We start from the raw sequence: 26,482 nt of genomic DNA on the forward strand, positions 1-26,482 counted from the left end.
TTGGCTCCCCAGACTGGACTTGAACCAGTGACATACGGATTAACAGTCCGCCGTTCTACCGACTGAACTACTGGGGAATCGTTTAGCAATGTATTGCTGAGAACGGAGCGCATAGTAAAACGCTCTGTTGCATGAGTCAACTCGAGTTCTAAAAAAAAGTGAAATTAACTTGTTAACTGCTCATGTAATGTGCATCGTGAACGACTTTTGGGCATTAAAGATAAAAAATGCACACTTTGCTTATGTTTTCTGACTTAGCGGAATGTTATCTCTGATTGCAGATACGAAATTAAGATATCGACTGTATTTATGGATAATTGTACCTTCACAAAATGAAAAACTGCTACCAGGGATTACAAAGGCATATCAAACTACTCATTAAAACGCAGTGAGTTAAAAAATAGCCGCTGACGATAGGTTGATTAACCAGAGTTTCGCTGAGTTAACTGAAGGCTGAATGACTTGATAGTGATATTGAATGAATACTGACGTCATGATCATGTTGGCGCAATAGCTGTTTTAATAGGGTACCTACAAAATGGAAATAACGGGTTACTGTGTTTGTTCCCGTTGTAAACGGATAATTTCCTATACCATCTATGTAAGGGAATCATTCATCTGAATGCAAAAAAGAGGTATGCCTTTGCCCAATGTTACAAATCATAATAATAAGAAAACTTTCAAATGTAATAAACTTTCATCAAGCTTTGATGACACTTATGTGAATTGACCATAACGTCAATCCCGCATGCTGACTGAGGTTGTGTGAGTTATCCACTAAATCTGTGGATAAGCTTGTGGGTTACTCGTATTTACAGGCTGCAAACACTGATTAAGCCTCAGTTAAGCTTAAATTGGTAGATTTATTTAGCTGTTGCTTAAGTGATTGTTTTTTAGCAATTTAAAAAATGCAAGGTGTTTTTTTTAGTTGTCGATATTTAAGTTGCAAAAATGTAATTGGTTTCAATCTGCTATTGTGTATTAAATTACAGTTAACGCTGCTGTTTCGGGTTGTATTAGGCTCTTTTACTGTGGTAATGGATTTTGTTTGTTAGTTTCATCTCCTTATCATCAATTAGCCACTTATCCATGATTTCGGTTCTGATATCAATTAATCACTAGGGCAAATGACCATTTTTTTATTATGATATTTATATTATTCGCATATTTGAGAAGCCGCGTGTCAGATCAGCTATTTCGTTTAGACTCTCAATATACTCCCGCTGGCGATCAACCCACGGCAATTAATCAATTAGTCGAAGGATTACGCAATGGGGTCGCGAGCCAAACCTTATTAGGCGTAACGGGTTCAGGAAAAACATATACCATTGCCAATGTGATCCAAACCATGGGCAGACCTACGATCATTATGGCCCCAAATAAGACCCTTGCTGCCCAGCTTTATGGGGAAATGAAAGAATTCTTCCCTGATAATGCCGTTGAATACTTTGTTTCCTATTATGATTATTATCAGCCAGAAGCTTATGTTCCTGCCTCTAATACCTTTATCGAAAAGGATGCTTCTGTAAATGCGCACATAGAACAAATGCGCCTGTCAGCAACGAAAGCGCTTTTAGAACGTAAGGATGTGGTATTAATTGCATCGGTCTCTGCTATCTATGGCCTAGGCGATCCTGATTCGTATATGAAAATGTTGCTGCATCTTCGCCAAGGCGATTTCATGGGGCAACGAGACATATTGATCCGACTCAGTGAGCTTCAATATAAGCGAAATGACATGGAACTTCAGCGCGGTACGTATCGTGTTAGAGGTGAGGTCATAGATATTTTCCCTGCTGACTCTGAACGTGATGCTATCCGCGTTGAATTGTTTGATGATGAGATTGAACGTCTAAGTGAATTTGACCCGCTAACTGGTCACATTATTAAGCGTATCGTCCGCACCACTATTTACCCAAAAACACACTACGTTACCCCCAAAGAAAAGATTCTGGCAGCAACAGAATTCATCAAAGAAGAGCTTAGAGAGCGACGCAACTATTTACTTGAAAATCATAAGCTAATAGAGGCACAACGCATAACTGAGCGTGTTCAATATGATGTCGAGATGATGGTTGAACTAGGATATTGTTCTGGCATTGAAAATTATTCACGCTATTTATCGGGGAGGGCACCCGGTGAAGGTCCACCGACATTGCTAGATTATTTGCCTGCAGATGGTTTGCTAATTATCGATGAATCCCATGTTACTGTTCCACAAATTGGCGCCATGTATAAAGGTGATAGAAGCCGTAAAACGACCTTAGTGGAATATGGCTTTCGCTTACCCTCAGCACTTGATAATCGGCCACTTAAATTTGAAGAATTTGAAAACTTAATGCCACAAACAATATTCGTGTCGGCGACCCCAAGCCAGTATGAATTAGATAAAAGTGAAGGCGAGATTGCAGAACAAGTTGTTAGACCCACAGGATTGCTTGATCCTGAAATAGAAGTTAGGCCGGTAGCAATTCAAGTTGATGATTTATTATCAGAAATTCATAAAAGAGTCGCGGTAAACGAGCGGGTGCTTGTCACCACATTAACGAAGAAAATGAGCGAGGACTTAACCGATTATCTTGATGAACATGGAGTTAAAGTACGCTATCTTCACTCGGATATTGATACCGTTGAACGCATGGAAATTATTCGCGATCTCCGTTTAGGCCATTTTGACGTGATTGTCGGCATTAACCTGCTGCGTGAGGGTTTAGATATGCCGGAAGTGTCATTGGTGTGTATTTTAGATGCAGATAAAGAAGGCTTTTTACGTTCTGAACGTTCACTTATACAAACCATTGGGCGAGCAGCGCGTAACATTAATGGCAAAGTGATCCTCTATGCTGATAGGATCACCAACTCGATGGCTAAGGCTATGGGGGAAACGGAACGCCGCCGTGAAAAACAGCGTTTACATAATCAAATACACGGAATAACTCCAAAAGGTGTCGTTAAGAGTATTACCGATGTGATGGATGTGGGTGACAGTAAGCAAGGGAAGCGTACTAAGAGCATAGGTAAGCTCGATAAGGTGGCAGAACCCAGTACTCAATATCTGAGCATAGCTGATATCAGTCATCAAATTGATTTACTTGAAAAGCAAATGCATGAACACGCTAAGAATCTCGAATTTGAACAAGCCGCAGCATTAAGAGATGAAGTCAAACAACTAAGAGCGCAACTAATCGTAGCATCTTAGCTTAAATAGTAGATAAACATTGTTAACTGTTAATATTTTGCTCATAAAAAAACGCGCTATTTAGCGCGTTTTTTATATTGGTAAGCAAACCGATTAGAAGTTAGCTGAACGAGGTGCGCGAGGGAATGGGATCACATCACGAATATTGTTTACACCAGTAACATAAGAGACTAAACGTTCAAAGCCTAAACCGAACCCTGCATGTGGCACAGTGCCATAGCGACGCAAATCACGATACCACCAGTAATCTTCTTGGCTTAAATCCATTTCAGCTAAACGAGCATCGAGAACGTCTAAACGCTCTTCACGTTGTGCACCACCGATGATCTCACCAATACCTGGCGCTAACACGTCCATTGCTGCAACCGTTTTGCCATCGTCGTTAAGACGCATATAGAAAGCTTTGATATCCTTAGGATAGTTTTTCACTACCACAGGTGTTTTAAAGTGTTCTTCTGCTAGGTAACGTTCATGCTCAGATTGTAAATCAATACCCCACTCAACAGCGAACTCAAATGTTTTGCCACAATTCTTTAAAATTTCAACCGCGTCAGTGTAATCGACCTGTGCGAAATCGCTGCTTACGAATGACTGTAAACGTTCGATAACTGTGTTATCTACACGCTGATTAAAGAAGGTTAAATCATCCATACGTTCTTCAAGCACGGCATTGAAAGCAAATTTAAGCATTTTTTCAGCAAGTAGTGCAGCATCATCTAATGTTGCAAATGCCACTTCAGGTTCAACCATCCAAAACTCTGCAAGGTGGCGGGTAGTATTAGAGTTTTCAGCACGGAAAGTAGGACCGAAAGTGTACACTTTAGACAACGCACACGCGTAAGTTTCAGCGTTTAACTGACCCGAAACGGTTAAGAAGGCCTCTTTACCGAAAAAGTCTTTGTCATAATCCACCTTACCAGCATCTGTTAGCGGTAGATTTTCCATGTCTAGTGTTGAAACACGGAACATTTCACCCGCACCTTCACAATCCGAAGCGGTAATAAGTGGGGTAGACACCCAAATAAAACCTTCTTGATGGTAAAAACGATGAATAGCCTGTGATAAACAATTACGTACGCGGGCAACAGCACCAATGATGTTCGTGCGCGGACGCAGATGCGCTAATTCACGTAGATGTTCAATCGAGTGACGCTTAGCGGCCATCGGGTATGTGTCAGGATCATCAACAAACCCAGTCACATTGATAGCGGTCACTTGTAACTCGAATGCTTGTCCAGCACCTGGCGATTCAACAATCGAACCGGTCATTTCAACGGCACAACCTGCAGTTAGCTTCAAAACGTCTTGCTCATAATTATCTAAGCTATTTGGTACAACGCCTTGGATTGGGTCAAAACATGAACCATCATAAACGGCTAAGAATGAAATACCCGCTTTGGAATCACGACGAGTTCTAACCCATCCTTGTACGGTTACTGATGAACCAACAGCGTGTTCACCTTTAAAAACTGAAGCGACAGATGCAATGCTCATTGTTGCTTTATTCTCCAAGATCAAAATAGTAAGTAATTTTGTGTTTATCTTACCTTTATGGTGGCTTTTCTCAAGCTGAAAACGTTATTCTAAACGTATTAATCTGATAGTTTTAATAATAAGACGTAAATAATCTGCTAAATTAATATTTTTGAAGTTATTTTAGTAATGATGAAGCGTTTGGCTAAAATCAATCTGGGTCCCAAAAACAACATTGATTAGGGAAGTAAAATGTCGCGGTTAGATGTACTACAAGTCGTATTGACGGTCTTGTCAATTTTAGGTTGGAGTTTGGCTATTTATGCATTACTGATTTATGGTGAGGCAAGGCCAGATCGTGCTGTTGGATATTTTTTATCTAAAGGGGTTGAAGTGCGTTTTGATTGGGACCCCGCGTTAACCGTAAAATTAGAACATATTATTTGGTGGTGCGCAGGGATCAGTTTACTTAACTTACTGGTGAACTTTTATGCTAAAACTACCGCTCGAATTGGATTTTGGTTTAATATTCCGCTGTTGTTAGTGGTTTCATTATCGGCGGGTTTATATATACGTTATGTAGTGTAATTTTTAGTTATCTATGTGGCGGCAAAGTAAATCGATAATTGCTGCTGTCACACCCCAAATAAATTTATCTTCAAATGGCATATAATGCACATTGTAGGCTTTGCCTTTGCGCCAATGCTGTCCTAAATGACGATTCTTACCTTGTTTAAAGAAATTCAAAGGCACTTTAAAACAACTCTCTACTTCATTTGGGTCGATTACTAACTCAAACGGCTGGTTAACAATACCTACAATCGGGGTAATGGTAAATCCGGTAAAGGTTTTATGGGGCGGAAATGCGCCGATAACCGTGACATTATTTCTTTCTAATCCTATTTCCTCTTTGGCTTCACGTAATGCAGTGTCAATGGCATCTTTGTCATGTTGTTCAAATTTACCGCCTGGAAAACTGATTTGCCCCGGATGATGTTTAAGGTGAAGAGGTCGCTTGGTGAGCAGAAGGTAAAGTTGATTATCAATTTGCTCTACTGGGATCAGCACAGCAGCTTCTCTCCCAGGATAATGAGCAGGGGCTGAAGTGATGTTATTGACACCAAGAGGTTGTAATTGAAAGCGGATCAAAAATTCATGTAATTGCATATTAGCGTGTCTGAGCCATTAGTGTGTTGCAAAAGTGATGTCATCATTAAGCCGACCATGGAATAATTGCTGTTAAGTAATGCTAAAAGCTCCATGAACATTTCTTGACTCACTTAGTCTAATTCAAAAAAATCTGACTGTTAGCGAAAGGCTTGATGTCTCGTTATATAAGCAAAATGTTAGCCGCAAAGATGCATTTTTCAAGACTGACAGCGCTTGGCGATTGTTTTTTCGCCATTAGTCAGTTTATGGACAATGGCCACAATACGCAGTCATTGCCTTGTAATAATGATCAACAATTTGCTGTAACTATGTCTCTTATGATCAACGCGGTCACTAAAGAACAACTTGGCCTCAAGATATTTACTTGGCTTAAGTTTACGTTAACTCAGACCTCGCCCAAGCCAAAGTATTATCTTCATTTTGTTTGCAAAGAATAATTATCAGGTGTACTTGTAGTCAATCTGTAACTTAAGTAGTCTTGTTTTCTTTTTGTCGATGGAATGAGCTGTGATTGCCAATTTATTACTTCTGTTAACCGCTGCTGTTTGGGGCTTCGGATTTGTCGCCCAATCTATGGGGATGGACCATTTATCGCCATTTATGTTCAATGGGTTACGCTTTTTAATCGGCGCAGTGAGTTTACTGCCATTATTGTGGTTTTTTGCCAATAAAAAAACGCTGTTAGTTGGCAATAAAAAGTCATTAATTTTGGCATCAATAAGTGCGGGCTCGGTACTCTTTTTTGCGGCTTCATTGCAACAGGTCGGGTTACAATTTACCTCTGCAGCCAATGCGGGATTTATTACGGGATTGTATATTGTCATCGTACCGGTATTAGGACTCATCCTTAAACACCAAACAGGGGCAAATACTTGGTTAGGTTGTGCTATTGCGGTTTTCGGGCTTTATTTTTTAAGTATTAAAGATGACATGAGTATTGGCTATGGTGATCTATTGCAGCTTGTTGGCGCGGTATTTTGGGCGGTTCACATTCTGATTATTGACCATTTTGCCAAAAAACATTCACCGATTTTATTATCACATCTGCAGTTCATTTTTTGTGGGTTATTAAGTATTGGTGTTTCAATGATGATTGAAACAACGGTAATAGGTAATATCGGTTTAGCGTGGGCGGCATTGGCTTATTCCGGGATTGTTTCTGTTGGGGTCGGTTATACGCTTCAGGTCGTTGCCCAAAAAAATGCCCATCCAGCGCATGTTGCTATTATCTTAAGTTTAGAAACGGTATTCGCTGCCATTGGTGGTATTTTAATATTAGGTGAAACCCTTGAACCACGTGCTTTATTAGGTTGTAGCTTGATGTTAACAGGGATTTTAGTGTCGCAAATTCCACTGCGTTATTTTGTTAAATCATGGGGACAAACGAAGCGAACTCAAATTCAATCAGATTAATCCAGATAGTCTTTTAAACTGTTGTGTTTTTGATAGGCACTTTATGCTTTGTTAAGTGCCTTGTGAAAACATTAATTCGATCAACATTAAAAGATAAGAATTAAAGCTGGGATTAAAGTTCTCGATTCAGTTCTAAAATACCGGCAGTTTTACTGCCAAAAAGCTGTTGATGTAATCTCGCCGCAAATTCATCTGTCATCCCAGAAATATAATCCGCCATTACTCGCATGGGGTTATTATTTTCTTGTTCAGCTTTCACCCATCGCTCACCAGTGTTTAGGGGTAATAAACGCTGTGGGTCGGAGGCAAAAGCTTCAAACAGCTCCATTACAATTTGCTGACCTTTGTATTCAAGCATTTGAATTTCAGGTTTTCTAATGACGTACTTATACACAAACTGCTTGAGTACACTTAATGTGGCAGCAAAATCTAATTCAAGTTCAGCATGATACTTGAGTAAATGCTCGTCAAATTCAGGTTTTATTTTAATATTGATAGCCGTAACAAAGGCGTTGACTAGGGTGCCAATGGCATCTTTGCGTAAATGATGTTGATTTGAGAATAATTTAGCACCTATGGTGTGGATTTCATGTTTAAGCCAGCTATCTTCTATGTGTTGTAATGGAACAACCACATCCTCCTGCCATTGAAGTGGGTTAACAATACCCATGACTATAGCATCTTCAAGATCATGAACTGCGTAGGCGATGTCGTCTGCTAATTCCATAATGGAACAATCGAGTGATTTAAACTTTGTTTTAAGATGTGGGTAGTCAGGATGGATCTGACTCTGCTCACTGGATAAAAATAACTGGCGATCTTTTTCTGTTAAACTGGATAACACCCAATCTAAGATAGGTTTATCATCATCGAACACGCCCTTTACTGGCGGCCAATCTGATGGTTTTAACTGTCTATGATGTAATACTGGGGCTGGATGAGTGTTTATTCTTAATTGGGAATAGGGGGCAGGATATTTTAATATCCCCAATAGCGTTCTGCGGGTTAAATTCATCCCAGTAGATGGCGTGTAGGGTTCTAGACGAGTTAATATTCTGAATGTCTGACCGTTTCCTTCAAAACCGCCATGATCGCGCATCATATAATGCAATGCGACTTCTCCGCCGTGTCCAAAAGGCGGATGGCCAATATCGTGTGCCAAACACAAAGACTCAATTAAGCTCATTGAGTTAAGTAAATACTTAAGGTTAGGGTATTTACGTCTCAATTGCGCCGCTATACCCGTGCCTATTTGAGACACTTCGAGTGAATGAGTTAAGCGCGTACGATAAAAATCATTCATACCTATGCCTAAAACCTGTGTTTTGGCTTGTAGGCGTCTAAACGCTGCACTGTGGAGGATTCTTGCTCTGTCACGCTGAAAAGGGCTGCGATGATCGTTCCTGCGTTGTTTATCTTCACCAGATATACGCTGGTGCCAGATATTCTCATGGGCTTGAATATTATCGGGGCTTGAAATAGCAGTTTGAGGTAGATCAGGCGAATTAGAGGCAGATGGCATAGCCGAAAGTCCTTATAATCTCAGAGGAGAAATACCATTGTATATTTTTTAACAAAGCATGCTCAAACGTTGGCTAAAATCTTACTTTACGCACTAATACCTTGATATGCTAGTTTTTATGGTTTACTTAACTATATTGATTTTATCCATTTCGATACAACATGAGGACGATAAGTATGAATAAAAATGTTGTCATAACCGGTGCTAACCGCGGCATTGGACTGGCTTTAGTCAAGAGCTATGTTGCACAAGGGTATCAAGTCTATGCCATTTGCCGACAGGCTTCTGATGAGTTAAATGCATTACCAGTTATCACAATTAATGATGTTGATGTTGCAACTGATATTGGGCTCAATAAGATGTTAATGGGCTTACAGGAGGTCAGCATTGATGTACTGATTTGTAATGCAGGCATATTGCGAGATGAAAGTTTATCACATTTAAATATTACAAGCATACGCGAACAGTTCGAAGTCAATGCCCTTGCACCACTAAGAATGGTTACTGCACTTCAAACACAGATAAACGATAGCGGTAAAGTGGCGATGATCACATCAAGAATGGGATCCATTGCTGATAATACTTCTGGTGGGCGTTATGGATATCGTATGTCAAAGGCTGCCTTAAACGCCGCTTCAATGTCACTCAGTGTTGATCTTAAACCGCGCAATATAGCCGTAGGCATTTATCATCCTGGGTATGTGCAAACCGGGATGGTTAACTACGGTGGAGATATTTCTGCAACAGAGTCCGCCTCTCGCATAATCGGATTAATCAATCAACTCGATATGACAGAAACAGGGGTATTTAAACACTCAAATGGACAGGTTTTACCTTGGTAACAACCCTATGGCAGTATTTTCAAAAACAGCATGACAGAGTGCAATCATAAGATTGAATATCATGGCTAAAATTAATGTGAAATATTTTGGTGAGTGGTGGTTATTTTGTCGGTGTTGAAAATATTTTTCCACAAAAACTTGTTTAAACAATTACTTATTTAATAAGGTTGGTGTGATTTTATTTGATGCTTTTCTAGTTTCTAGTTTCTAGTTTCTAGTTTCTAGTTTCAAGTTTCGGTTTGCTGGCTAGCTTTGTTGTGCGGTAGCCGTTTCAATGTTGTAAGCTAATTCAATTGCATCTTTAGATTGTGTTAATGTTTTTTTGTTAATGGACTTCGAACGAACAACTAATTCGACATTCTCCATAGATAAAGCAAGATTCAAATCCGTTTGCGGAATACAGCAGCAAGGCAAACATTCATTAGCTTTAAGTTCAGCTAACGGCTCTTTAATATAAGTGACTTCACCAGATATTACTTCGGTTTTACAAGCGCCGCAAAAACCATTGCGGCACTCTGAAAATACTTTCACTTTTTTATACTCAAGCGCCTCTAGCAAGGTAGCTTTCTTGCCATCAAATAGGATTGCTGGTTGGCCCTTAAGGCTAACAATCGGCGCTTTTATAAAAAAATGTTTATAAGTCAAAATCAGAAAACTCGTCACTGTCTACCGCAGAGTCAATTTGACCTACAAGGTATGAAGACACTTCAACTTCCTGCGGCGCCACTTGAACGGCATCACTTTCTAACCAGTTTTTCATCCAAGGTAATGGGTTGGATTGATCTTCGTAAGGAAGCGGTAAACCGACGGCTTTCATACGTTGGTTAGTGATATATTCAACGTATTGACAAAGAATTTGCTCATTTAAACCAATCATTGAGCCGTCTTTAAATAAATATTTAGCCCAGTCTTTTTCTTGCTCAGCAGCCTTAAGGAATAGGTCGTAAGATTCTGAATAACATTCAATGGCAATTTCGGCCATTTCTGGATCGTCTTTACCACCTTGCATTAAGCTAAGAATATGTTGAGTGCTATTTAAATGCAGTGCTTCATCACGGGCGATTAAGCGAATGATCTTGGCATTACCTTCCATTAATCGACGTTCTGCGAAGGCAAATGAACATGCAAAGCTGACATAAAAACGAATCGCTTCTAATGCGTTAACCGACATCATGCACAGATATAAGGTTTTCTTTAAAAGACGAAGATTAACAGTGACTTCTTTATCACCAATCAGGTGAGTGCCTTCACCATGCAAATTATGGATTTGAGTCAAAAAAATCAAATCATCATAATACTTGGCAATATCTCCAGCACGCTTCAAAATTTGCTCATTTTCGACGATATCATCAAAAACAACCGAAGGGTTATTGACAATATTACGAATAATATGCGTATAAGAGCGAGAATGAATCGTTTCTGAAAATGACCAAGTCTCAATCCAAGTTTCTAACTCAGGGATAGACACTAATGGTAAAAATGCCACGTTAGGAGAGCGGCCTTGGATTGAATCAAGTAAAGTTTGATACTTCAAGTTAGACAAGAAGATGTGTTTTTCATGTTCAGGAAGACTGGCAAAGTCAATTTTGTCGCGGCTGACATCAACTTCTTCTGGGCGCCAGAAAAAAGACAATTGTTTTTCAATTAACTTTTCAAAAATCTCATATTTTTGTTGATCGTAGCGTGCCACGTTAACGTTTTGACCAAAGAACATGGGTTCTTGGGTAGCGTCATTAGGTGTTTGACAAAATGTTGAGTAAGCCATGTTTGTTTTCCTAAAAAGCGGGGAAGCTTCCCCGCAATTAATTCCTTATTAAAATAACCAATCAATAAACCTCAGGTTTATATCTTGCACGCGCCGCCAGCGCAATCATCATCTTCTTTTTCGATGGCGGTAATGTCATCGTGTTGATCGGATGCACCATCACGGGTGTTATGATAGTAAAGTGTTTTAACACCGAGTTTGTAAGCGCTTAGCAAATCCTTTAACAAGGTCTGCATGGGGACTTTACGGCTTGGAAACTTCGTTGGGTCATAATTGGTGTTAGCAGAAATTGCTTGGTCAATAAACTTCTGCATGATACCAACAAGTTGTAAGTAACCTTCATTGTTTGGCATATTCCAAAGTAACTCATATTGATCTTTTAATAGATCAAAATCAGGTACAACTTGTTTTAACTGTCCATCTTTACTTGCTTTAACACTAATTAATCCACGTGGTGGTTCAATACCATTGGTTGCATTTGAGATCTGTGAAGAAGTCTCTGATGGCATCAATGCAGACAAGGTTGAGTTACGTAAACCATACTGCTGAATATCTTTTCGTAAACTTTCCCAGTCTAGATGTAAGGGTTCGTCACAAATTTTATCCAAATCGCGTTTGTAGGTGTCAATGGGCAAGATGCCTTTAGAATAAGTGGTTTCATTAAATAACGGACACGCACCTTGTTCTTGAGCCAACTTCATTGATGCTTTTAATAAGTAAAACTGGATAGCTTCAAATGTTTTGTGGGTCAGGTTGTTAGCCGAACCATCTGAATAACGTTTTCCATTTTTAGCCAAATAGTTTGCAAAGTTAATCACACCGATCCCAAGGGTACGGCGGTTCATTGATCCTAACTTAGCCGAAATAATTGGGTAATCTTGATAATCTAATAAATTATCTAATGCACGCACGGCTAACTCAGCCAGAGGCTCTAACTCTTCTAAATGTTTAATCGCACCAAGATTCAAAGCCGACAGGGTACAAAGGGCAATTTCACCATTAGGGTCATCAATATTCTTTAATGGCTTAGTCGGCAGCGCAATTTCTAAACATAAGTTAGATTGCTTGATTGGTGCGACTTTAGAATCAAAAGGACTGTGAGTATTACAATGATCCACGTTTTGAATATAAATTCGGCCCGTAGACGCGCGCTCTTGCATCATCAATGAGAATAACTCAACGGCTTTAATTTGCTTTTTACGAATAGCAGGGTCTTGTTCGTACTGCAGGTACAAACGTTCGAATTCAGCTTGATCTTCGAAAAATGCATCATACAAGCCAGGAACGTCTGATGGACTGAATAAACTGATATTTTCTGCTTTAATCAAACGCTGGTACATTAATTTATTTAGCTGAACACCATAATCTAAATGGCGTACACGGTTATCTTCCACGCCACGGTTGTTTTTCAGAACCAGTAATGACTCAACTTCTAAATGCCATAACGGATAGAAAAGGGTGGCAGCACCACCGCGAACACCGCCTTGAGAACAAGACTTAACAGCAGTTTGGAAATATTTATAAAATGGTAAACAACCAGTGTGGAATGCTTCACCGCCGCGTATCGGGCTACCTAATGCTCGAATGCGACCAGCGTTGATACCAATTCCCGCTCGTTGACTCACATATTTAACAATAGAAGACGCGGTGGCATTGATAGAGTCTAAGCTGTCATCGCACTCGATTAAGACACAAGAACTAAACTGACGAGTAGGAGTACGTACACCTGCCATAATAGGAGTCGGTAAAGATATCTTGAAGCTAGAGGTCGCATCATAGAAATCTTTAACATACTTTAATCGGGTTTCTTTTGGATATTTAGAAAATAAACAAGCCGCAACAAGGATGTATAAAAACTGAGCGCTTTCATATACTTCATGTGTCACACGGTTTTGTACTAAATATTTACCTTCCAATTGCTTTACCGCAGCATACGAGAAGTTCATATCTCGCCAATGGTCGATATAACTGTCAAGGATATCAAGTTCTTCACGACTGTAATCAGCCAGAATATGCATGTCGTATTTACCCATTTCAACCAAACGGGTGACATGGTCGTAAAGCTTAGGCGGCTCAAATTGGCCGAAGGCTTTTTTACGTAAATGGAAAATGGCTAAGCGAGCTGCAACAAATTGATAATCAGGTGCTTCTGGTGAAATAAGATCTGCAGCGGCCTTGATAATCGTTTCATGAATAGCTTCTGTCGGAATACCGTCAAAGAATTGCAGGTGAGATCTGAGTTCAACTTCAGAAACTGAAACGTTTTTTAATCCCTTGGCTGCCCAAGTGATCACGCGATGAATTTTATCTAAATCGATAGTTTCACGTTCGCCACAGCGTTTTGTGACAGTCATATTGCTATTCATTGAAGAGAGGCCTTGATTATATCTGTTATTGTGATTGAGCGCTTATTACAACAGGCGATCGTGTCTAACCACACGGTTACGTTCCCTTGTAAAAACAATCATCCTTAAGCATTAAAGACGACGGTTTGTGACATTACAGTAAGATAAGTCACCCGTTCAGCTTAAAATAATGCGTCATTCTTGTTGACGCACTAGTGTCTGAGATTGTATTTGACACACAAGATATGGTGTTATTTAAAATCTAAGATACAAGATAGTGAGGTTGGAGGGATTTTGCAAGCCACAATTTTAAGAACATCTTGTGGATAAGTTGAGGATAAAGATATGGGTTAGTAAAAGCTAACCCTACACCCCAATTTTCTATAGCATTTCTCTCTGCTGTTGATTAATTGTTCTAAAAATGAAAATAGTTTGATCGCTAAAATTATCGTCGATCGCATCGCTTAAGGTATTTTTTTATTGATCTTTAAATCAATGTTTGGTTCTTTTTAATTACCGAGCTCAAACAGGGAACTTTAGCCTGATTAACGTCATCAAATTTAAAGTTAACTGCCGCTTAAATCACATTGAAAATTAGACAAAGAAGTCATATAGACATTGAGTTGATTTGAAATGTAATTGTGCCGGCCAATCTTCAGGAGTGTCATCAGAGGATAAGTAACCCCAGTAGGCAACACCACCAATCATATTGGCATTTTTCGCCGCGACAAGATCCCTTTCGGCATCACCTAGATACAGAATGTTTTGTACAGGTATACCTATCTGTTGCGCGGCAAGCAACATAGGGGCAGGGTGTGGTTTTGAATGAATTGTGCTATCACCACTTATAAGCGACTTTACCAGTGGGACTAAACCCAATTTGCGTACTAAAGGACGCGCAAAACATGCATGCTTATTCGTCACTATCCCATAGGGGATGCTCCGATGATCAAGCAAGGTAAGAAGGGCATCGAGTTTGCTGAATAAACAACTTTTATCACCATTAATCACTTTATAGTGACGGAGTAATGCCTGTTGTAATTGATGGTGGAGTGCTTCATCAGCATCTGGAAGGGCAGCTTTAACTAAGGCTAGGCTACCATGGGTAACAGCATGCTTAACCTTATCAATCTCGCATGCAACCAAGCCTGCATCGATTAAAGAAAGATTTAGCGCGTAGATTAAATCGGGTGCGGTATCGGCAAGCGTACCATCTAAATCGAATAGCACGCCTTTAATATTATATTTATCAAATTCACGGTTGGATAATGCCACTGGTTAGTCAACCTTTTGTGTGGCGATCATATAATTTACATCCACATTTTTACTGTATTTAAATACGCCAGATATTGGGTTGTATTTGATGCCAAGTGCATCTTTACACAGTAGGTCGGTTTTATCGACAAGGCTAATTAATTCTGAGGGACGGATAAAGTTATTGTGATCATGGGTGCCAACTGGCAGCATTTTTAACAGGTATTCAGCGCCAACGATGGTTTGTAAATAAGACATCCAATTACGATTGATGGTTGAGAAAAACACATAACCATTAGGTTTAACCATATCACAACAAGCCTGGATAACCGATAATGGATCAGGAACGTGCTCAAGCATTTCCATACAAGTCACAACATCGTAATACTCTTTGTGATTGTCTCTATGCTGCTCTGCGGTACTTTTTATATAGTTCACCGATACACCACTTTCTAGTGCATGGAGTCTGGCGATCTCTAAAGGCTCATCCCCCATGTCTAACCCGTCTACATTGGCACCAATTTTAGCCATGCTTTCAGATAAAATCCCTCCACCACAGCCGACATCAAGTACTTTCTTAGCAAAAATACCTTTCGAGGTTTGATCAATATAGTTCAGTCGTAATGGATTTAATTGGTGTAATGGTTTGAATTCACCATCGGGATCCCACCATGTTTGCGCCATCGCTTCAAATTTAGCAATCTCTTGTGGATCGACGTTCACATTAGAAGAGGTTTCAGTAGACATGCTGTACCTAAATTTATCAATTATTGATTATGCCACCATTATATCGTCTGAATCGGTTTTTAATAGCGCTAAAATATCCTGCAGCATGTGATATGGGTCGATAATAATGATGAAACGCATATTATTTGAACAACTCAGGGTGTTAATAGCCACAATTGGTTAATTTAGATTGATTTTTGAGTTAAGTTTATTGAATACAAATTTTGCTAACTCGTTGTCACATTTATTAATTCGTATTTTTTTTATCCCTAAAATTAAATTGGTTTCGGTTTGCTCTAGCGACAATAGATATCTGTGTTAGAATGCCAAATCACGTTTTAAAGCTCGACGATAATATGGAATAAAAGTCGTCAGCTCAATTTCAGGGGAACGCGCAGTTTATGACTGATCTGGCTTCATCTATTTCGCCAATTAATATTGAAGACGAATTAAAAAATTCGTATCTAGATTACGCTATGAGCGTAATTGTGGGTCGTGCATTGCCTGACGTGCGAGACGGCTTAAAGCCGGTACACCGCCGCGTATTATTTGCGATGAGCGAACTTAAAAACGACTGGAACAAACCTTATAAAAAATCCGCTCGTGTTGTTGGTGACGTTATCGGTAAATATCACCCGCATGGTGATACTGCTGTTTATGACACTATTGTTCGTATGGCGCAGCCATTCTCGTTACGCTACACCTTAGTAGACGGCCAAGGTAACTTTGGCTCGGTTGATGGTGACTCAGCAGCGGCAATGCGTTATACCGAAATTCGTATGGAAAAGTTAGCCCACTCTTTGTTGGCGGACTTAGAAAAAGAAACCGTTGATTTTGTACCTAACTACGATGGTACAGAATTCATTCCAGCGGTATTACCAACGCGAGTACCGAACTTATTAATTAACGGCTCTTCTGGTATTGCTGTCGGTATGGCCACCAATATTCCACCGCACAACTTAAGTGAAGTGGTAAAAGGCTGTTTAGCATTAATTGATGAGCCTAGCTTATCGATTGAACAGTTAATGGAATACATTCCAGGGCCAGATTTCCCAACCGCAGCATCAATCAACGGACGTAAGGGCATTATTGATGCCTATAACACTGGCCGTGGTCGTGCAATTATGCGTTCTAAAGCCGAAGTTGAAACCGATGAAAACGGCCGTGAACGTATTATTGTTCACGAGATCCCTTATCAGGTTAACAAAGCACGCTTAATTGAAAAAATTGCTGAGCTTGTTAAAGATAAAAAAATCGAAGGTATCAGTGGTTTACGCGACGAGTCTGACAAAGACGGTATGCGTATTGTTATTGAAATAAAACGCGGTGAAGTAGGCGAGGTTGTGCTTAATAACCTGTATGCTCAAACTCAAATGCAATGTTCTTTTGGTATTAACATGGTTGCCCTAACCAATGGTCAACCTAAGTTATTTAATCTAAAAGAAATGCTAGAGTGTTTTATACTTCATCGTCGTGAAGTGGTTACTCGCCGTACTGTATTTGAGTTACGCAAAGCGCGCGATAGAGCCCACATCCTTGAAGCCTTAGCCATTGCATTAGCTAACATTGACCCTATTATCGCGTTAATTAAAGCTTCTCCAACACCTGCTGAAGCCAAAGCCAAATTAATATCGCAAGGTTGGCAGTTAGGCCACGTTCAAGGAATGTTAGAAAAAGCCGGCGATGATGCAGCTCGTCCTGAATGGTTAGAGCCTGAATACGGTATCCGTGACGGTCAGTACTATTTAACGGAACAGCAAGCGCAAGCCATTCTTGAATTACGTTTACACCGTTTAACTGGTTTAGAGCATGAAAAGATTCTAAGTGAATACGAAGAACTCTTAGTGCTTATTGCTGGATTACTCCTTATTTTGCGTAGCCCTGAGCGTTTGATGGAAGTCATCAAAGAAGAATTACAAGAAATTCTTGAGCAATATGGTGATGAGCGTAGAACCATTATTAACGCTAATGAAATTGATATGAGTCTTGAAGATTTAATCAATGAAGAAGACGTTGTGGTAACGCTATCTCACTTAGGTTATGCCAAATATCAACCATTAACTGATTATCAAGCGCAACGTCGTGGTGGTAAAGGTAAAGCGGCGACCAAAGTTAAAGATGAAGATTTCGTTGAAAAACTATTAGTGGCCAATACCCATGATACGATCCTTTGTTTCTCTGACTTTGGTAAAATGTACTGGTTAAAAGTGTATCAATTACCACTTGCAAGTCGCGCTTCTCGTGGTCGTCCAATTGTTAACTTATTGCCATTATCTGATGGCGAGCGCATTACCGCGATTCTTCCTGTTCGTGAATATGCCGATGATAAATTTATTATCATGGCAACCGCGCACGGTACCGTGAAGAAAACCGCCTTGACCGCCTACAGTAACCCACGTGCAAACGGAATTATTGCTGTTAATCTAAAAGAGGGCGATCAGCTGATTGGTGTTGATATCACGGAAGGCAGTGACGACATCATGTTGTTCTCTAACGAAGGCAAAGTGGTACGCTTTAACGAGAAAGCCCGCGATTCAGAAACCGGTGCGGTGAAAATTGATCCTGAAACTGGCGAAGAAATCATTGCGCTACGTCCAATGGGCCGAACAGCAACGGGTGTTCGTGGTATCAAGTTAGAAGATGGCCAACGCGTTGTATCCTTGATTGTTCCTAAGGGTGATGGCGCTATTTTAACGGTAACTGAAAACGGTTACGGTAAACGAACTGAACTTGAAGAGTACCCGGCTAAGAGTCGTGGCACAAAAGGTGTGGTTTCAATCAAAGTAAGCGAACGAAATGGTGCCGTTGTTGGTGCTGTTCAGGTTGGTAGCAATGATGAAATCATGTTGATCAGTGACAAGGGAACATTAGTCCGTACTCCGGCTGAAGGTGTTTCAGTGATAGGTCGAAACACCCAAGGTGTCACGATTATTCGTACTGCTGATGACGAAAAAGTGGTGGGTTTACAACGTATCGAAGAAATTCAATCTGATGAAGAGTTGGATGACGAAGGTAACCCAATTATCGTTGACGCAAATGACAACGAAGATGTGGCTGCTGATCCGGTTGAAAACGAAGCCGTAAACGATGAGTCAGACGAACAGGAATAATCGAGTTCTGTGATTCAATTCAAACGAGCGCCTTTCGCGCTCGTTTTGTTTTACGGAATAATATTCATTGAAAATGCTTAATTAAGCACTATTCATTCGCGAATAAAGTGCTTAATATTACTAGTCTAAAATCATCTAATTGATATCAATAATATTGAGTGAAGGAGTTGTCTGTGAACGCAATTTATAATTTCTGTGCCGGTCCTGCGATGTTACCCCAACCGGTAATGCAAAAAGCACAACAGGAATTAATTGATTGGAATGGGCTAGGGGTCTCCGTCATGGAGATAAGTCATCGTAGTAAAGAGTTTATTGCCTTAACACAGCAAGCAGAAAAGACACTTCGCGAGCTCATGCATATTCCACAAAATTATCATGTATTATTTATGCATGGTGGTGGCAGGGGACAATTTACCAATGTTGTCACTAATTTTCTCGGTGATAATGGCCGTGCTTTGTATTTGACCTCTGGACAATGGTCAAGTTCTGCAGTGAAAGAAGCTAAGCGTATTGCAGGCGAAGCGCAAATAGATGAAATCAATATTGTCGAAACCATTGATGGCTTACACCAAGTTTGTTTGCCTGATCTCAACCAAATCAACAAAGATTATCGATATGTGCACTACTGTGCTAATGAAACGGTTGACGGCATTGAAATATTTGAGTCGCTCAACAGCCCTTGGCCAGTTGTAGCTGACTTATCATCAACTATTATGTCCCATGAAATTGATGTCAGTAAATTTGCACTTATTTATGCCGGAGCCCAAAAAAATATTGGTCCTTCAGGTTTGTCGATTGTGATTGTACGTGATGACATGTTGTCTTTACCGAGTTTAGTGCAATCATCTGTTATGGATTACAACATCACTAAAGATAACGATTCGATGTTTAACACTCCACCAACCTTTGCATGGTATTTAGCTGCCGAAGTATTTGAATGGCTGAAAAGCGTTGGTGGCGTGAGTGCCATGGAAAAAATCAATCAACAAAAAGCACAATTACTTTATGATTGTATTGATCAACTCCCATTTTATAAAAATGGTGTCGCCCTTGAAAATCGCTCTAGAATGAATGTGACATTCCAGCTGGCTGATAGCGCATTAGATAGCGAGTTTTTAGCGGATGCTGAAAAGGCAGGATTAGTGGCCTTAAAAGGTCATCGAATTGTAGGTGGCATGCGTGCGAGCATTTACAATGCTATGCCAATTGAAGGGGTACAAAAATTGGTTATGTTTATGCAAGATTTTGCTAAGAAACACAGTAAGTAAACTGAGTTGATAGCAAAACGAAAGGGCTGAAAAATCAGCCCTTTTTTAAATCATTACAATATCGATGCTATTGATTTTGCTAAATAGTCAACATTTGACTCACTGATCCCCGCTATACTGATCCGGCTTGAACCTACCATGTAAATACTGTGTTGTGATTTAAGTGCTTCAACTTGAGTTTGATCTACCCCCAAGAATGAAAACATTCCTTTTTGTTGAGCTATAAAACTAAAATCCTGCTTAACACCGTTTTCAAGTAACTTATTTACTAACATACTGCGATTACCATTAATACGGTTTCGCATTACCGCTAATTCATCTAACCATTGCTGTTTTAAATCAGCATCCGCTAGGATGGTTTCAACAATTGCGGCACCATGGGCTGGCGGCATAGAGTAGATACAACGAACAACATATAATAATACTGAAAAAGCGACATCGGCTTGGGCCGCATCTTTACCTATAATTGAACAAGCACCAATACGTTCACGATATAAGCCAAAGTTTTTCGAACATGAGCTACATAAAATCATGTTTTCTACGGCAGCTGCCATTTGACGCACACCATAAGCATCTTCATCAACGCCATCACCAAATCCTTGATATGCCATATCAATCAGTGGGGTATACCCTTGTTTGGCAGTCACGCTAATGACTTCATCCCATTGTTCTTTGGTTAAATCCATTCCACTTGGATTATGGCAACAGGCATGTAAAAGCACGACATCATCTTTTGAAACTTGATTTAACGCTGCAATCATTTGCTCAAATTTTAATGATTTTGTGTCGTAATCATAATAAGGGTAGGTTTTAACTGTTATGCCCGCGGCTTCAAATAACCCTGTATGGTTCGCCCATGTAGGATCGCTTACCCATAACACAGCATTTGGGCGACAACGTTTGATAAAATCAGCTGCCACACGCAGTGCACCAGTTCCGCCAGGTGTCGATACTGTTCTAATGCGATTTGCCAAAAGTGCGGGGTGGTGATTACCAAAAGCGAGTTCAGTCATTAACTGATTGAATAAAGGTGAACCGGTAGGCCCGATATAAACCTTGGTGTCTTCTGAATCAGTACGGCGTTGTTCAGCTACCTTAACACAATCAAGAATCGGGGTGTGGCCTTGTGGATCTTTATAAACGCCAACACCTAGATCGACTTTATTCGGATGTGGATCGGCACGATATTGTGTCAACAAGCCTAAGATAGGATCAGCGGGCATGGCTTTTAATCGTTCAAACATGAGGGGACCTTATAATCAATGACATTTATTTTTATCTAGGATAACGCGCTTTAAACACAGAGTTAAAGTCCTTATTTGAGACAAATCAGTTTAATTACGAAGTTGAGAATTATTCAGTTGGAAACAATTAATGACATGCAAAAAACACTGTTATCTTTTAATACAATCTGCTGTAATGGCTGTCCATTACATTTGGTCATGTTATATTCCCTAAACTCATCATCTCACAACTAAGCGTGAAAATGACTTGAAACCTGTGGCGCATTCATTAAGGTATGCCCATCATGGGAAATGTAATTAACTTATTCAAATTACTTTATGTGTTCCTTATAGGGTAATAACAATTTGAATCCTGAATTTAATTAATAGATAGAAGAAGACATACATGAAGCAACTGCGTTTAGAGCCTATCGCGAAGATGAATGGCGAAATTAATATTCCAGGTTCAAAAAGTATCTCCAACCGAGCATTGTTGCTCGCGACTTTGGCAAGAGGCACAACTACGCTGACAAACTTGCTCGATTCTGACGATATTCGATATATGTTGGCCTCGCTTAAACAGCTAGGTGTCAAATTTGAACTCAGCGAAAATAATACCGTTTGCCAAGTACAAGGTCTTGCTGGTGTATTGAACTCAGTCACGCCGCAAACGCTTTTTCTAGGTAATGCGGGTACCGCAATGCGCCCATTGTGTGCGGCGTTAACCCTAGGCCAAGGCCAGTTTACTTTAACCGGTGAACCTCGAATGGAAGAGCGACCAATTGGCGATTTGGTTGATGCACTGCAACAACTAGGTGCGGCCATCACTTATCTTAAAAATCCAGGTTTTCCACCATTAACCATTAATGCTACCGGTTTAAATGGAGGGGATGTTGAAATTGCCGGTGATTTATCAAGCCAATTTTTAACCGCGTTATTGATGGTGGCACCTTTAGCAAAAGACACCGTTAATATTGTTATCAAAGGTGAACTTGTTTCTAAACCTTATATTGATATTACAATTGCATTAATGAAGCAGTTTGGTGTTGAAGTGATTAACCATAACTATGCTCGCTTTGAAATTGTATCCGGTCAGGAATATGTTTCCCCTGGCAAAGTGTTGGTTGAAGGCGATGCCTCTTCTGCGTCTTACTTTCTTGCTGCTGGTGCCATTTGTGGCGGAGAAGTGAAAGTGACAGGCGTGGGTAAACTCAGTATTCAAGGTGATGTAAAGTTTGCTGATGCACTTGCGGCGATGGGGGCAGAAATAGAATGGGGAGATGATTTTATTATCGCAAGACAGTCGTCGTTAACAGCCATTGATATGGATATGAATCACATTCCTGACGCCGCAATGACCATCGCAACAGCAGCATTGTTTGCCAAAGGCACTACATCTTTACGTAATATTTATAACTGGCGAATTAAAGAAACCGATCGATTAGCCGCCATGGCGACTGAATTGCGCAAGGTCGGTGCTACTGTAGAAGAAGGCCGCGATTACATCACTATCACGCCGCCTGAAACAATCAATACCGCTGCGATTGATACTTATAATGATCACAGAATGGCAATGTGTTTTTCATTAGTTGCATTTGCAGATTGCGGTATAACCATTAACGATCCAGATTGTACTTCAAAAACATTCCCAACGTATTTTGATGAGTTTCAACGTTTATCAACTCATTCTATTAATTAAGTAAACTCAGCTATAAACCTATTTAAGCAAACGAGATTGTCATTTAATTTTGCCAGTCTCGTCTGCTTTTCAGTAAATTTTTAGCTTAGCAAAGGCTTTTTACTAAGAATTAGGATACAATACCGCCGCTTAATTTTGGGTAAAACTTTTTATAATCATGGATGATGTTTTTCGGAGGAATTTATGACTGAACGGGCTCCAATCGTAACTGTGGATGGACCTAGCGGTGCAGGGAAAGGGACGATATGTCAGTTATTATCCAAACATTTAGGATGGCATCTATTAGATAGCGGGGCGATTTATCGTGTGCTTGCCCTTGCGGCGATTCATCATCATATAGAATTGAGTAATGAAGAAGCATTGACTTTGATGGCCGCTCATTTAGATGTACAGTTTTTAACTAATACTGATAGTAATGCCATTAAAGTGGTACTTGAAGGCGAAGATGTCACCACGACAATTCGCAGTCAAGAGTGCTCAGATGCGGCATCTAAAGTGGCCGCATTACCACGGGTACGTGAAGCATTATTACGCCGTCAACGTGCATTCTCGGCAATGCCTGGATTAGTGGCTGATGGCCGTGACATGGGAACTGTCGTGTTTCCTCAAGCACCGGCAAAAATTTTCTTAACTGCTTCAGCTCAAGAGCGAGCACAAAGACGCTTTAATCAGTTGCAGGACAAGGGCTTCGATGTTAAAATCGACCGCCTTTTAGCTGAAATTATTGAGCGGGATGAACGTGATATCAATCGTTCAGCCTCACCTTTAGTGCCAGCAGAAGATGCATTAGTTATCGATACGAGTGGCATCTCAATTGAAGGCGTACTGGCTCTTGTATTAGAGCATGTAAACAAAAAAATTACAGGCTAGTTAAGATTTATAGTAACTTTATTAGTTATTTAAGCTAAACTAACTGTAGGTATTCACGTTATGGATGACGTGGATAATATTACTAGACTCCACATCTAGGATGGATGGTGGTTTATTACATAAAGTAACTTAAAACATGACTGAATCTTTTGCTGATCTATTTGAACAATCCCTTCAAACTCTTGAGTTCCGTCCAGGTTCTATCGTTCGTGGTACTGTTGTTGCCATCGAAAACGGTATGGTACTTGTTGACGCAGGCCTTAAGTCTGAAAGCCCAATTTCTGCTGACGAATTCAAAAACGCACAAGGCGTTTTAGAAATTCAAGTTGGTGATGAAGTTGATGTAGCGCTTGACTCTGTTGAAGATGGCTTTGGTGAGACTCAATTATCTCGCGAAAAAGCTAAGCGTCATGAAGCTTGGATCGTTCTAGAAAAAGCGTACGAAGATGCTGAAACTGTAATCGGTATCATCAATGGTAAAGTTAAAGGTGGTTTCACTGTTGAATTAAACGGTATCCGTGCCTTCTTACCAGGTTCTCTAGTTGACGTGCGCCCAGTTCGCGACACCGCTCACTTAGAGTACAAAGAATTAGAATTCAAAGTTATCAAGCTAGACCAGAAGCGCAACAACGTTGTTGTTTCTCGTCGTGCTGTTATCGAATCAGAAAGCAGTGCTGAGCGTGATGCACTTCTTGAAAATCTACAAGAAGGCCAAGCAGTTAAAGGTATCGTTAAGAACCTTACTGACTACGGTGCATTCGTAGATTTAGGTGGTGTTGACGGTCTATTACATATCACTGATATGGCATGGAAACGTGTTAAGCACCCATCTGAAATCGTTAATGTTGGTGACGAAATTAACGTTAAAGTACTTAAGTATGACCGTGAACGTACTCGCGTATCACTAGGTCTTAAGCAACTTGGCGAAGATCCATGGTTAGAAATCAGCAAGCGCTACCCAGAAAACACACGTTTAACTGGTCGCGTAACTAACTTAACTGACTACGGCTGTTTCGTGGAAATCGAAGAAGGCGTTGAAGGTTTAGTACACGTTTCTGAAATGGATTGGACTAACAAGAACATTCACCCATCTAAAGTTGTTAACTTAGGTGATGAAGTTGAAGTGTTAGTTCTAGACATCGACGAAGAGCGTCGTCGTATTTCTTTAGGCTTAAAACAGTGTAAAGTTAACCCATGGGATGACTTCGCTACTAAGTTTAACAAAGGCGACAAAGTATCAGGTAAGATCAAGTCAATTACTGACTTCGGTATCTTCATTGGTCTTGACGGCGGAATCGATGGTCTTGTTCACTTATCTGACATTTCTTGGAACGGTACTGGCGAAGACGCAGTTTCTGAATACAAGAAAGGCGATGAAATCCACGCTGTAGTTCTTTCAGTAGACCCAGAGCGTGAACGTATCAGCCTAGGTGTTAAGCAAACTGAAGATGATCCATTCAACGCATATTTAGCTGACAAGAAGAAAGGCACCGTAGTACACGGTACCGTTGCTGCTGTTGACGCTAAAGGTGTTACAGTTGAACTAGCTGAAACTGTTGAAGGTTATATCCGTGTTGCTGACATTTCTGCAGAGCGCATCGAAGATGCATCTACAGTATACTCAGTAGGTGATGCAATCGAAGCTAAGTTCATGGGTGTAGATCGTAAGAACCGTTCTATCAGCTTATCTATCAAAGCGAAAGATGAAGCTGAACAGAAAGAAGCGATCGCAACATTGAACAAGCAAGACGATGCTGTAATCAGCAACGCAATGGCTGAAGCTTTCAAAGCAGCTCGTAAGTAATCGAAATCGCCTGTTGTATGGGGAGTATCCCTCCCCATTAGGCGACTGTGTTTGGCTTGTAAATAGGGGATAGCTAGGATGACAAAATCTGAACTTATCGAAAAACTCGCCACCAGGCAGTCGCAACTGTCGGCGAAAGAAGTTGAAAGCGTTATCAAAGAAATGTTGGAGCAAATGGCAACAACATTAGAAGGCGGTGATCGCATTGAGATCCGTGGATTTGGTAGCTTTTCACTTCACTATCGTGCACCACGTGTTGGCCGTAATCCTAAAACTGGAACCTCAGTTGAATTGGATGGTAAATATGTACCGCACTTTAAGCCGGGTAAAGAACTGCGCGAACGTGTCGATGCTGTTAATCAATGATTAACGCTTGAGTAAAAAGCCTCCATTTGGAGGCTTTTTTGTATCTATTCAAAGTCAAAGCTGGTCAGCGCAGTAAATATCTTAGATAATCATTTTATTGCTTTGTTCAAATGGAGAATCGCGTGAAGTCTTTTTTCGCAATTATTATTGTAGGGCTTTTGTTTATCTTAGCGTTGTTGTTCGGTGCTAAAAATGAACAGGTAGTGACATTAAGCTACTTTATTGCCGAAGGTCAGTATCGTTTACCCGTGGTGTTAGCCGTGGTGTTTTTAACCGGTTTTGTGTTGAGTTGGTTACTTGCCAGTTTTTATATTATGCGAATGAAACTTGCTTTGCGTAAGGCCAATAAAAATCTTGCGAAATTAACGCAAAATGCCGCTGAAAATAACAAAACAGTAGCAGTACAACCCCATGTGGAAATCGTACCTTAAAT

The 26,482-nt window shown here is 40.2% G+C and carries 20 protein-coding genes and 1 tRNA gene; 11 read left to right on the forward strand and 10 right to left on the reverse strand.

Translation table 11 applies throughout. The features are described from left to right. Position 1: 1 nt before the first annotated feature. A tRNA-Asn gene (locus OHT75_RS14550) sits at positions 2-77 on the reverse strand. A gap of 1,103 nt (positions 78-1,180) precedes the next feature. Between OHT75_RS14550 and uvrB the strand changes: the two genes are divergently transcribed. Further along, complete coding sequence (gene uvrB / locus OHT75_RS14555; RefSeq protein WP_264727902.1) at positions 1,181-3,199, forward strand: excinuclease ABC subunit UvrB; 2,019 nt, start codon at positions 1,181-1,183, stop codon at positions 3,197-3,199. Between the two features lie 93 nt (positions 3,200-3,292). Here uvrB and asnS read toward each other — a convergent pair whose 3' ends face one another. Further along, positions 3,293-4,693, reverse strand: a complete 1,401-nt coding sequence (gene asnS / locus OHT75_RS14560) for an asparagine--tRNA ligase (protein WP_264727903.1) — start codon at positions 4,691-4,693, stop codon at positions 3,293-3,295. Positions 4,694-4,924: 231 nt separating this feature from the next. Here asnS and OHT75_RS14565 point away from each other — a divergent pair, with 231 nt between their 5' ends. Next, the gene (locus OHT75_RS14565; protein ID WP_264727905.1) at positions 4,925-5,260 is read left to right on the forward strand and encodes a hypothetical protein; all 336 of its coding nucleotides are present in this window, start codon (positions 4,925-4,927) and stop codon (positions 5,258-5,260) included. Between the two features lie 3 nt (positions 5,261-5,263). On the opposite strand, the gene OHT75_RS14570 is transcribed toward OHT75_RS14565, so the two are convergent. Then, positions 5,264-5,839, reverse strand: a complete 576-nt coding sequence (locus OHT75_RS14570) for a CoA pyrophosphatase (protein WP_264727906.1) — start codon at positions 5,837-5,839, stop codon at positions 5,264-5,266. Between the two features lie 510 nt (positions 5,840-6,349). Here OHT75_RS14570 and OHT75_RS14575 point away from each other — a divergent pair. Continuing rightward, positions 6,350-7,255, forward strand: a complete 906-nt coding sequence (locus tag OHT75_RS14575; RefSeq protein WP_264727908.1) for a DMT family transporter — start codon at positions 6,350-6,352, stop codon at positions 7,253-7,255. 112 nt (positions 7,256-7,367) lie between these two features. Here the strand turns inward: OHT75_RS14575 and OHT75_RS14580 are convergent, their stop codons facing one another. Beyond that, positions 7,368-8,777, reverse strand: coding sequence for an anti-phage deoxyguanosine triphosphatase (locus OHT75_RS14580; RefSeq protein ID WP_264727909.1), 1,410 nt, complete (start codon positions 8,775-8,777; stop codon positions 7,368-7,370). A gap of 176 nt (positions 8,778-8,953) precedes the next feature. Here OHT75_RS14580 and OHT75_RS14585 point away from each other — a divergent pair, with 176 nt between their 5' ends. Next, complete coding sequence (locus OHT75_RS14585) at positions 8,954-9,619, forward strand: SDR family oxidoreductase (RefSeq protein ID WP_264727911.1); 666 nt, start codon at positions 8,954-8,956, stop codon at positions 9,617-9,619. 246 nt (positions 9,620-9,865) lie between these two features. Here OHT75_RS14585 and yfaE read toward each other — a convergent pair whose 3' ends face one another. From yfaE to ubiG, 5 genes are all read right to left on the reverse strand, one after another. Beyond that, positions 9,866-10,264, reverse strand: coding sequence for a class I ribonucleotide reductase maintenance protein YfaE (gene yfaE, locus OHT75_RS14590; RefSeq protein ID WP_264727913.1), 399 nt, complete (start codon positions 10,262-10,264; stop codon positions 9,866-9,868). After that, entirely contained in the window at positions 10,254-11,384 is a 1,131-nt protein-coding gene (gene nrdB / locus OHT75_RS14595; RefSeq protein WP_264727915.1) for a class Ia ribonucleoside-diphosphate reductase subunit beta, read from the reverse strand. The genes yfaE and nrdB overlap by 11 nt, the downstream gene beginning before the upstream one ends. A gap of 77 nt (positions 11,385-11,461) precedes the next feature. Beyond that, positions 11,462-13,750: a class 1a ribonucleoside-diphosphate reductase subunit alpha gene (gene nrdA / locus OHT75_RS14600; protein ID WP_264727917.1), complete on the reverse strand. Its 2,289-nt coding sequence runs from the start codon at positions 13,748-13,750 to the stop codon at positions 11,462-11,464. Between the two features lie 573 nt (positions 13,751-14,323). After that, positions 14,324-15,004: an HAD family hydrolase gene (locus tag OHT75_RS14605; protein WP_264727919.1), complete on the reverse strand. Its 681-nt coding sequence runs from the start codon at positions 15,002-15,004 to the stop codon at positions 14,324-14,326. Between the two features lie 3 nt (positions 15,005-15,007). Further along, complete coding sequence (ubiG, locus tag OHT75_RS14610; RefSeq protein WP_264727920.1) at positions 15,008-15,730, reverse strand: bifunctional 2-polyprenyl-6-hydroxyphenol methylase/3-demethylubiquinol 3-O-methyltransferase UbiG; 723 nt, start codon at positions 15,728-15,730, stop codon at positions 15,008-15,010. Between the two features lie 380 nt (positions 15,731-16,110). On the opposite strand from ubiG, the gene gyrA reads away from it, so the two are divergent. Both gyrA and serC read left to right on the forward strand, forming a co-directional pair. Further along, positions 16,111-18,819, forward strand: coding sequence for a DNA gyrase subunit A (gene gyrA, locus OHT75_RS14615; protein ID WP_264727922.1), 2,709 nt, complete (start codon positions 16,111-16,113; stop codon positions 18,817-18,819). Between the two features lie 173 nt (positions 18,820-18,992). Next, a complete protein-coding gene (serC, locus tag OHT75_RS14620) occupies positions 18,993-20,087 on the forward strand; it encodes a 3-phosphoserine/phosphohydroxythreonine transaminase (protein ID WP_264727924.1) in 1,095 nt (364 codons plus the stop codon). Positions 20,088-20,140: 53 nt separating this feature from the next. Here the strand turns inward: serC and OHT75_RS14625 are convergent, their stop codons facing one another. Beyond that, complete coding sequence (locus OHT75_RS14625; protein WP_264727926.1) at positions 20,141-21,331, reverse strand: amino acid aminotransferase; 1,191 nt, start codon at positions 21,329-21,331, stop codon at positions 20,141-20,143. Positions 21,332-21,716: 385 nt separating this feature from the next. Here OHT75_RS14625 and aroA point away from each other — a divergent pair, with 385 nt between their 5' ends. The 5 genes from aroA (at position 21,717) to OHT75_RS14650 (ending at position 26,480) form a co-directional block, all read left to right on the forward strand. Further along, on the forward strand, positions 21,717-23,009 hold the full coding sequence (gene aroA, locus OHT75_RS14630; RefSeq protein ID WP_264727928.1) for a 3-phosphoshikimate 1-carboxyvinyltransferase: 1,293 nt from the start codon (positions 21,717-21,719) through the stop codon (positions 23,007-23,009). A 183-nt stretch (positions 23,010-23,192) separates the two neighbouring features. Next, positions 23,193-23,879 (forward strand): (d)CMP kinase, encoded by a 687-nt coding sequence (cmk, locus tag OHT75_RS14635; RefSeq protein ID WP_264727930.1) that lies wholly within the window; start codon positions 23,193-23,195, stop codon positions 23,877-23,879. A 136-nt stretch (positions 23,880-24,015) separates the two neighbouring features. Further along, on the forward strand, positions 24,016-25,683 hold the full coding sequence (rpsA, locus tag OHT75_RS14640; protein WP_188839695.1) for a 30S ribosomal protein S1: 1,668 nt from the start codon (positions 24,016-24,018) through the stop codon (positions 25,681-25,683). A gap of 78 nt (positions 25,684-25,761) precedes the next feature. Continuing rightward, positions 25,762-26,049: an integration host factor subunit beta gene (gene ihfB, locus OHT75_RS14645; RefSeq protein WP_264727933.1), complete on the forward strand. Its 288-nt coding sequence runs from the start codon at positions 25,762-25,764 to the stop codon at positions 26,047-26,049. A 122-nt stretch (positions 26,050-26,171) separates the two neighbouring features. Then, positions 26,172-26,480 (forward strand): LapA family protein, encoded by a 309-nt coding sequence (locus tag OHT75_RS14650; RefSeq protein WP_264727935.1) that lies wholly within the window; start codon positions 26,172-26,174, stop codon positions 26,478-26,480. Positions 26,481-26,482: the final 2 nt, after the last annotated feature.

Origin of the sequence: Shewanella subflava, from assembly GCF_025971955.1 — a bacterium.
Taxonomy (GTDB): Bacteria; Pseudomonadota; Gammaproteobacteria; order Enterobacterales; family Shewanellaceae; genus Shewanella; species Shewanella subflava.

Bases quoted from the DNA above. Each gene is read 5' to 3' on its own strand.
- gyrA (WP_264727922.1), top strand. From the start codon at position 16,111: ATGACTGATCTGGCTTCATCTATTTCGCCAATTAATATTGAAGACGAA.
- OHT75_RS14580 (WP_264727909.1), bottom strand. From the start codon at position 8,777: ATGCCATCTGCCTCTAATTCGCCTGATCTACCTCAAACTGCTATTTCA.
- OHT75_RS14625 (WP_264727926.1), bottom strand. From the start codon at position 21,331: ATGTTTGAACGATTAAAAGCCATGCCCGCTGATCCTATCTTAGGCTTG.
- ubiG (WP_264727920.1), bottom strand. From the start codon at position 15,730: ATGTCTACTGAAACCTCTTCTAATGTGAACGTCGATCCACAAGAGATT.
- nrdA (WP_264727917.1), bottom strand. From the start codon at position 13,750: ATGAATAGCAATATGACTGTCACAAAACGCTGTGGCGAACGTGAAACT.
- OHT75_RS14585 (WP_264727911.1), top strand. From the start codon at position 8,954: ATGAATAAAAATGTTGTCATAACCGGTGCTAACCGCGGCATTGGACTG.
- asnS (WP_264727903.1), bottom strand. From the start codon at position 4,693: ATGAGCATTGCATCTGTCGCTTCAGTTTTTAAAGGTGAACACGCTGTT.
- aroA (WP_264727928.1), top strand. From the start codon at position 21,717: ATGAAGCAACTGCGTTTAGAGCCTATCGCGAAGATGAATGGCGAAATT.
- OHT75_RS14565 (WP_264727905.1), top strand. From the start codon at position 4,925: ATGTCGCGGTTAGATGTACTACAAGTCGTATTGACGGTCTTGTCAATT.
- OHT75_RS14570 (WP_264727906.1), bottom strand. From the start codon at position 5,839: ATGCAATTACATGAATTTTTGATCCGCTTTCAATTACAACCTCTTGGT.
- ihfB (WP_264727933.1), top strand. From the start codon at position 25,762: ATGACAAAATCTGAACTTATCGAAAAACTCGCCACCAGGCAGTCGCAA.
- rpsA (WP_188839695.1), top strand. From the start codon at position 24,016: ATGACTGAATCTTTTGCTGATCTATTTGAACAATCCCTTCAAACTCTT.
- nrdB (WP_264727915.1), bottom strand. From the start codon at position 11,384: ATGGCTTACTCAACATTTTGTCAAACACCTAATGACGCTACCCAAGAA.
- cmk (WP_264727930.1), top strand. From the start codon at position 23,193: ATGACTGAACGGGCTCCAATCGTAACTGTGGATGGACCTAGCGGTGCA.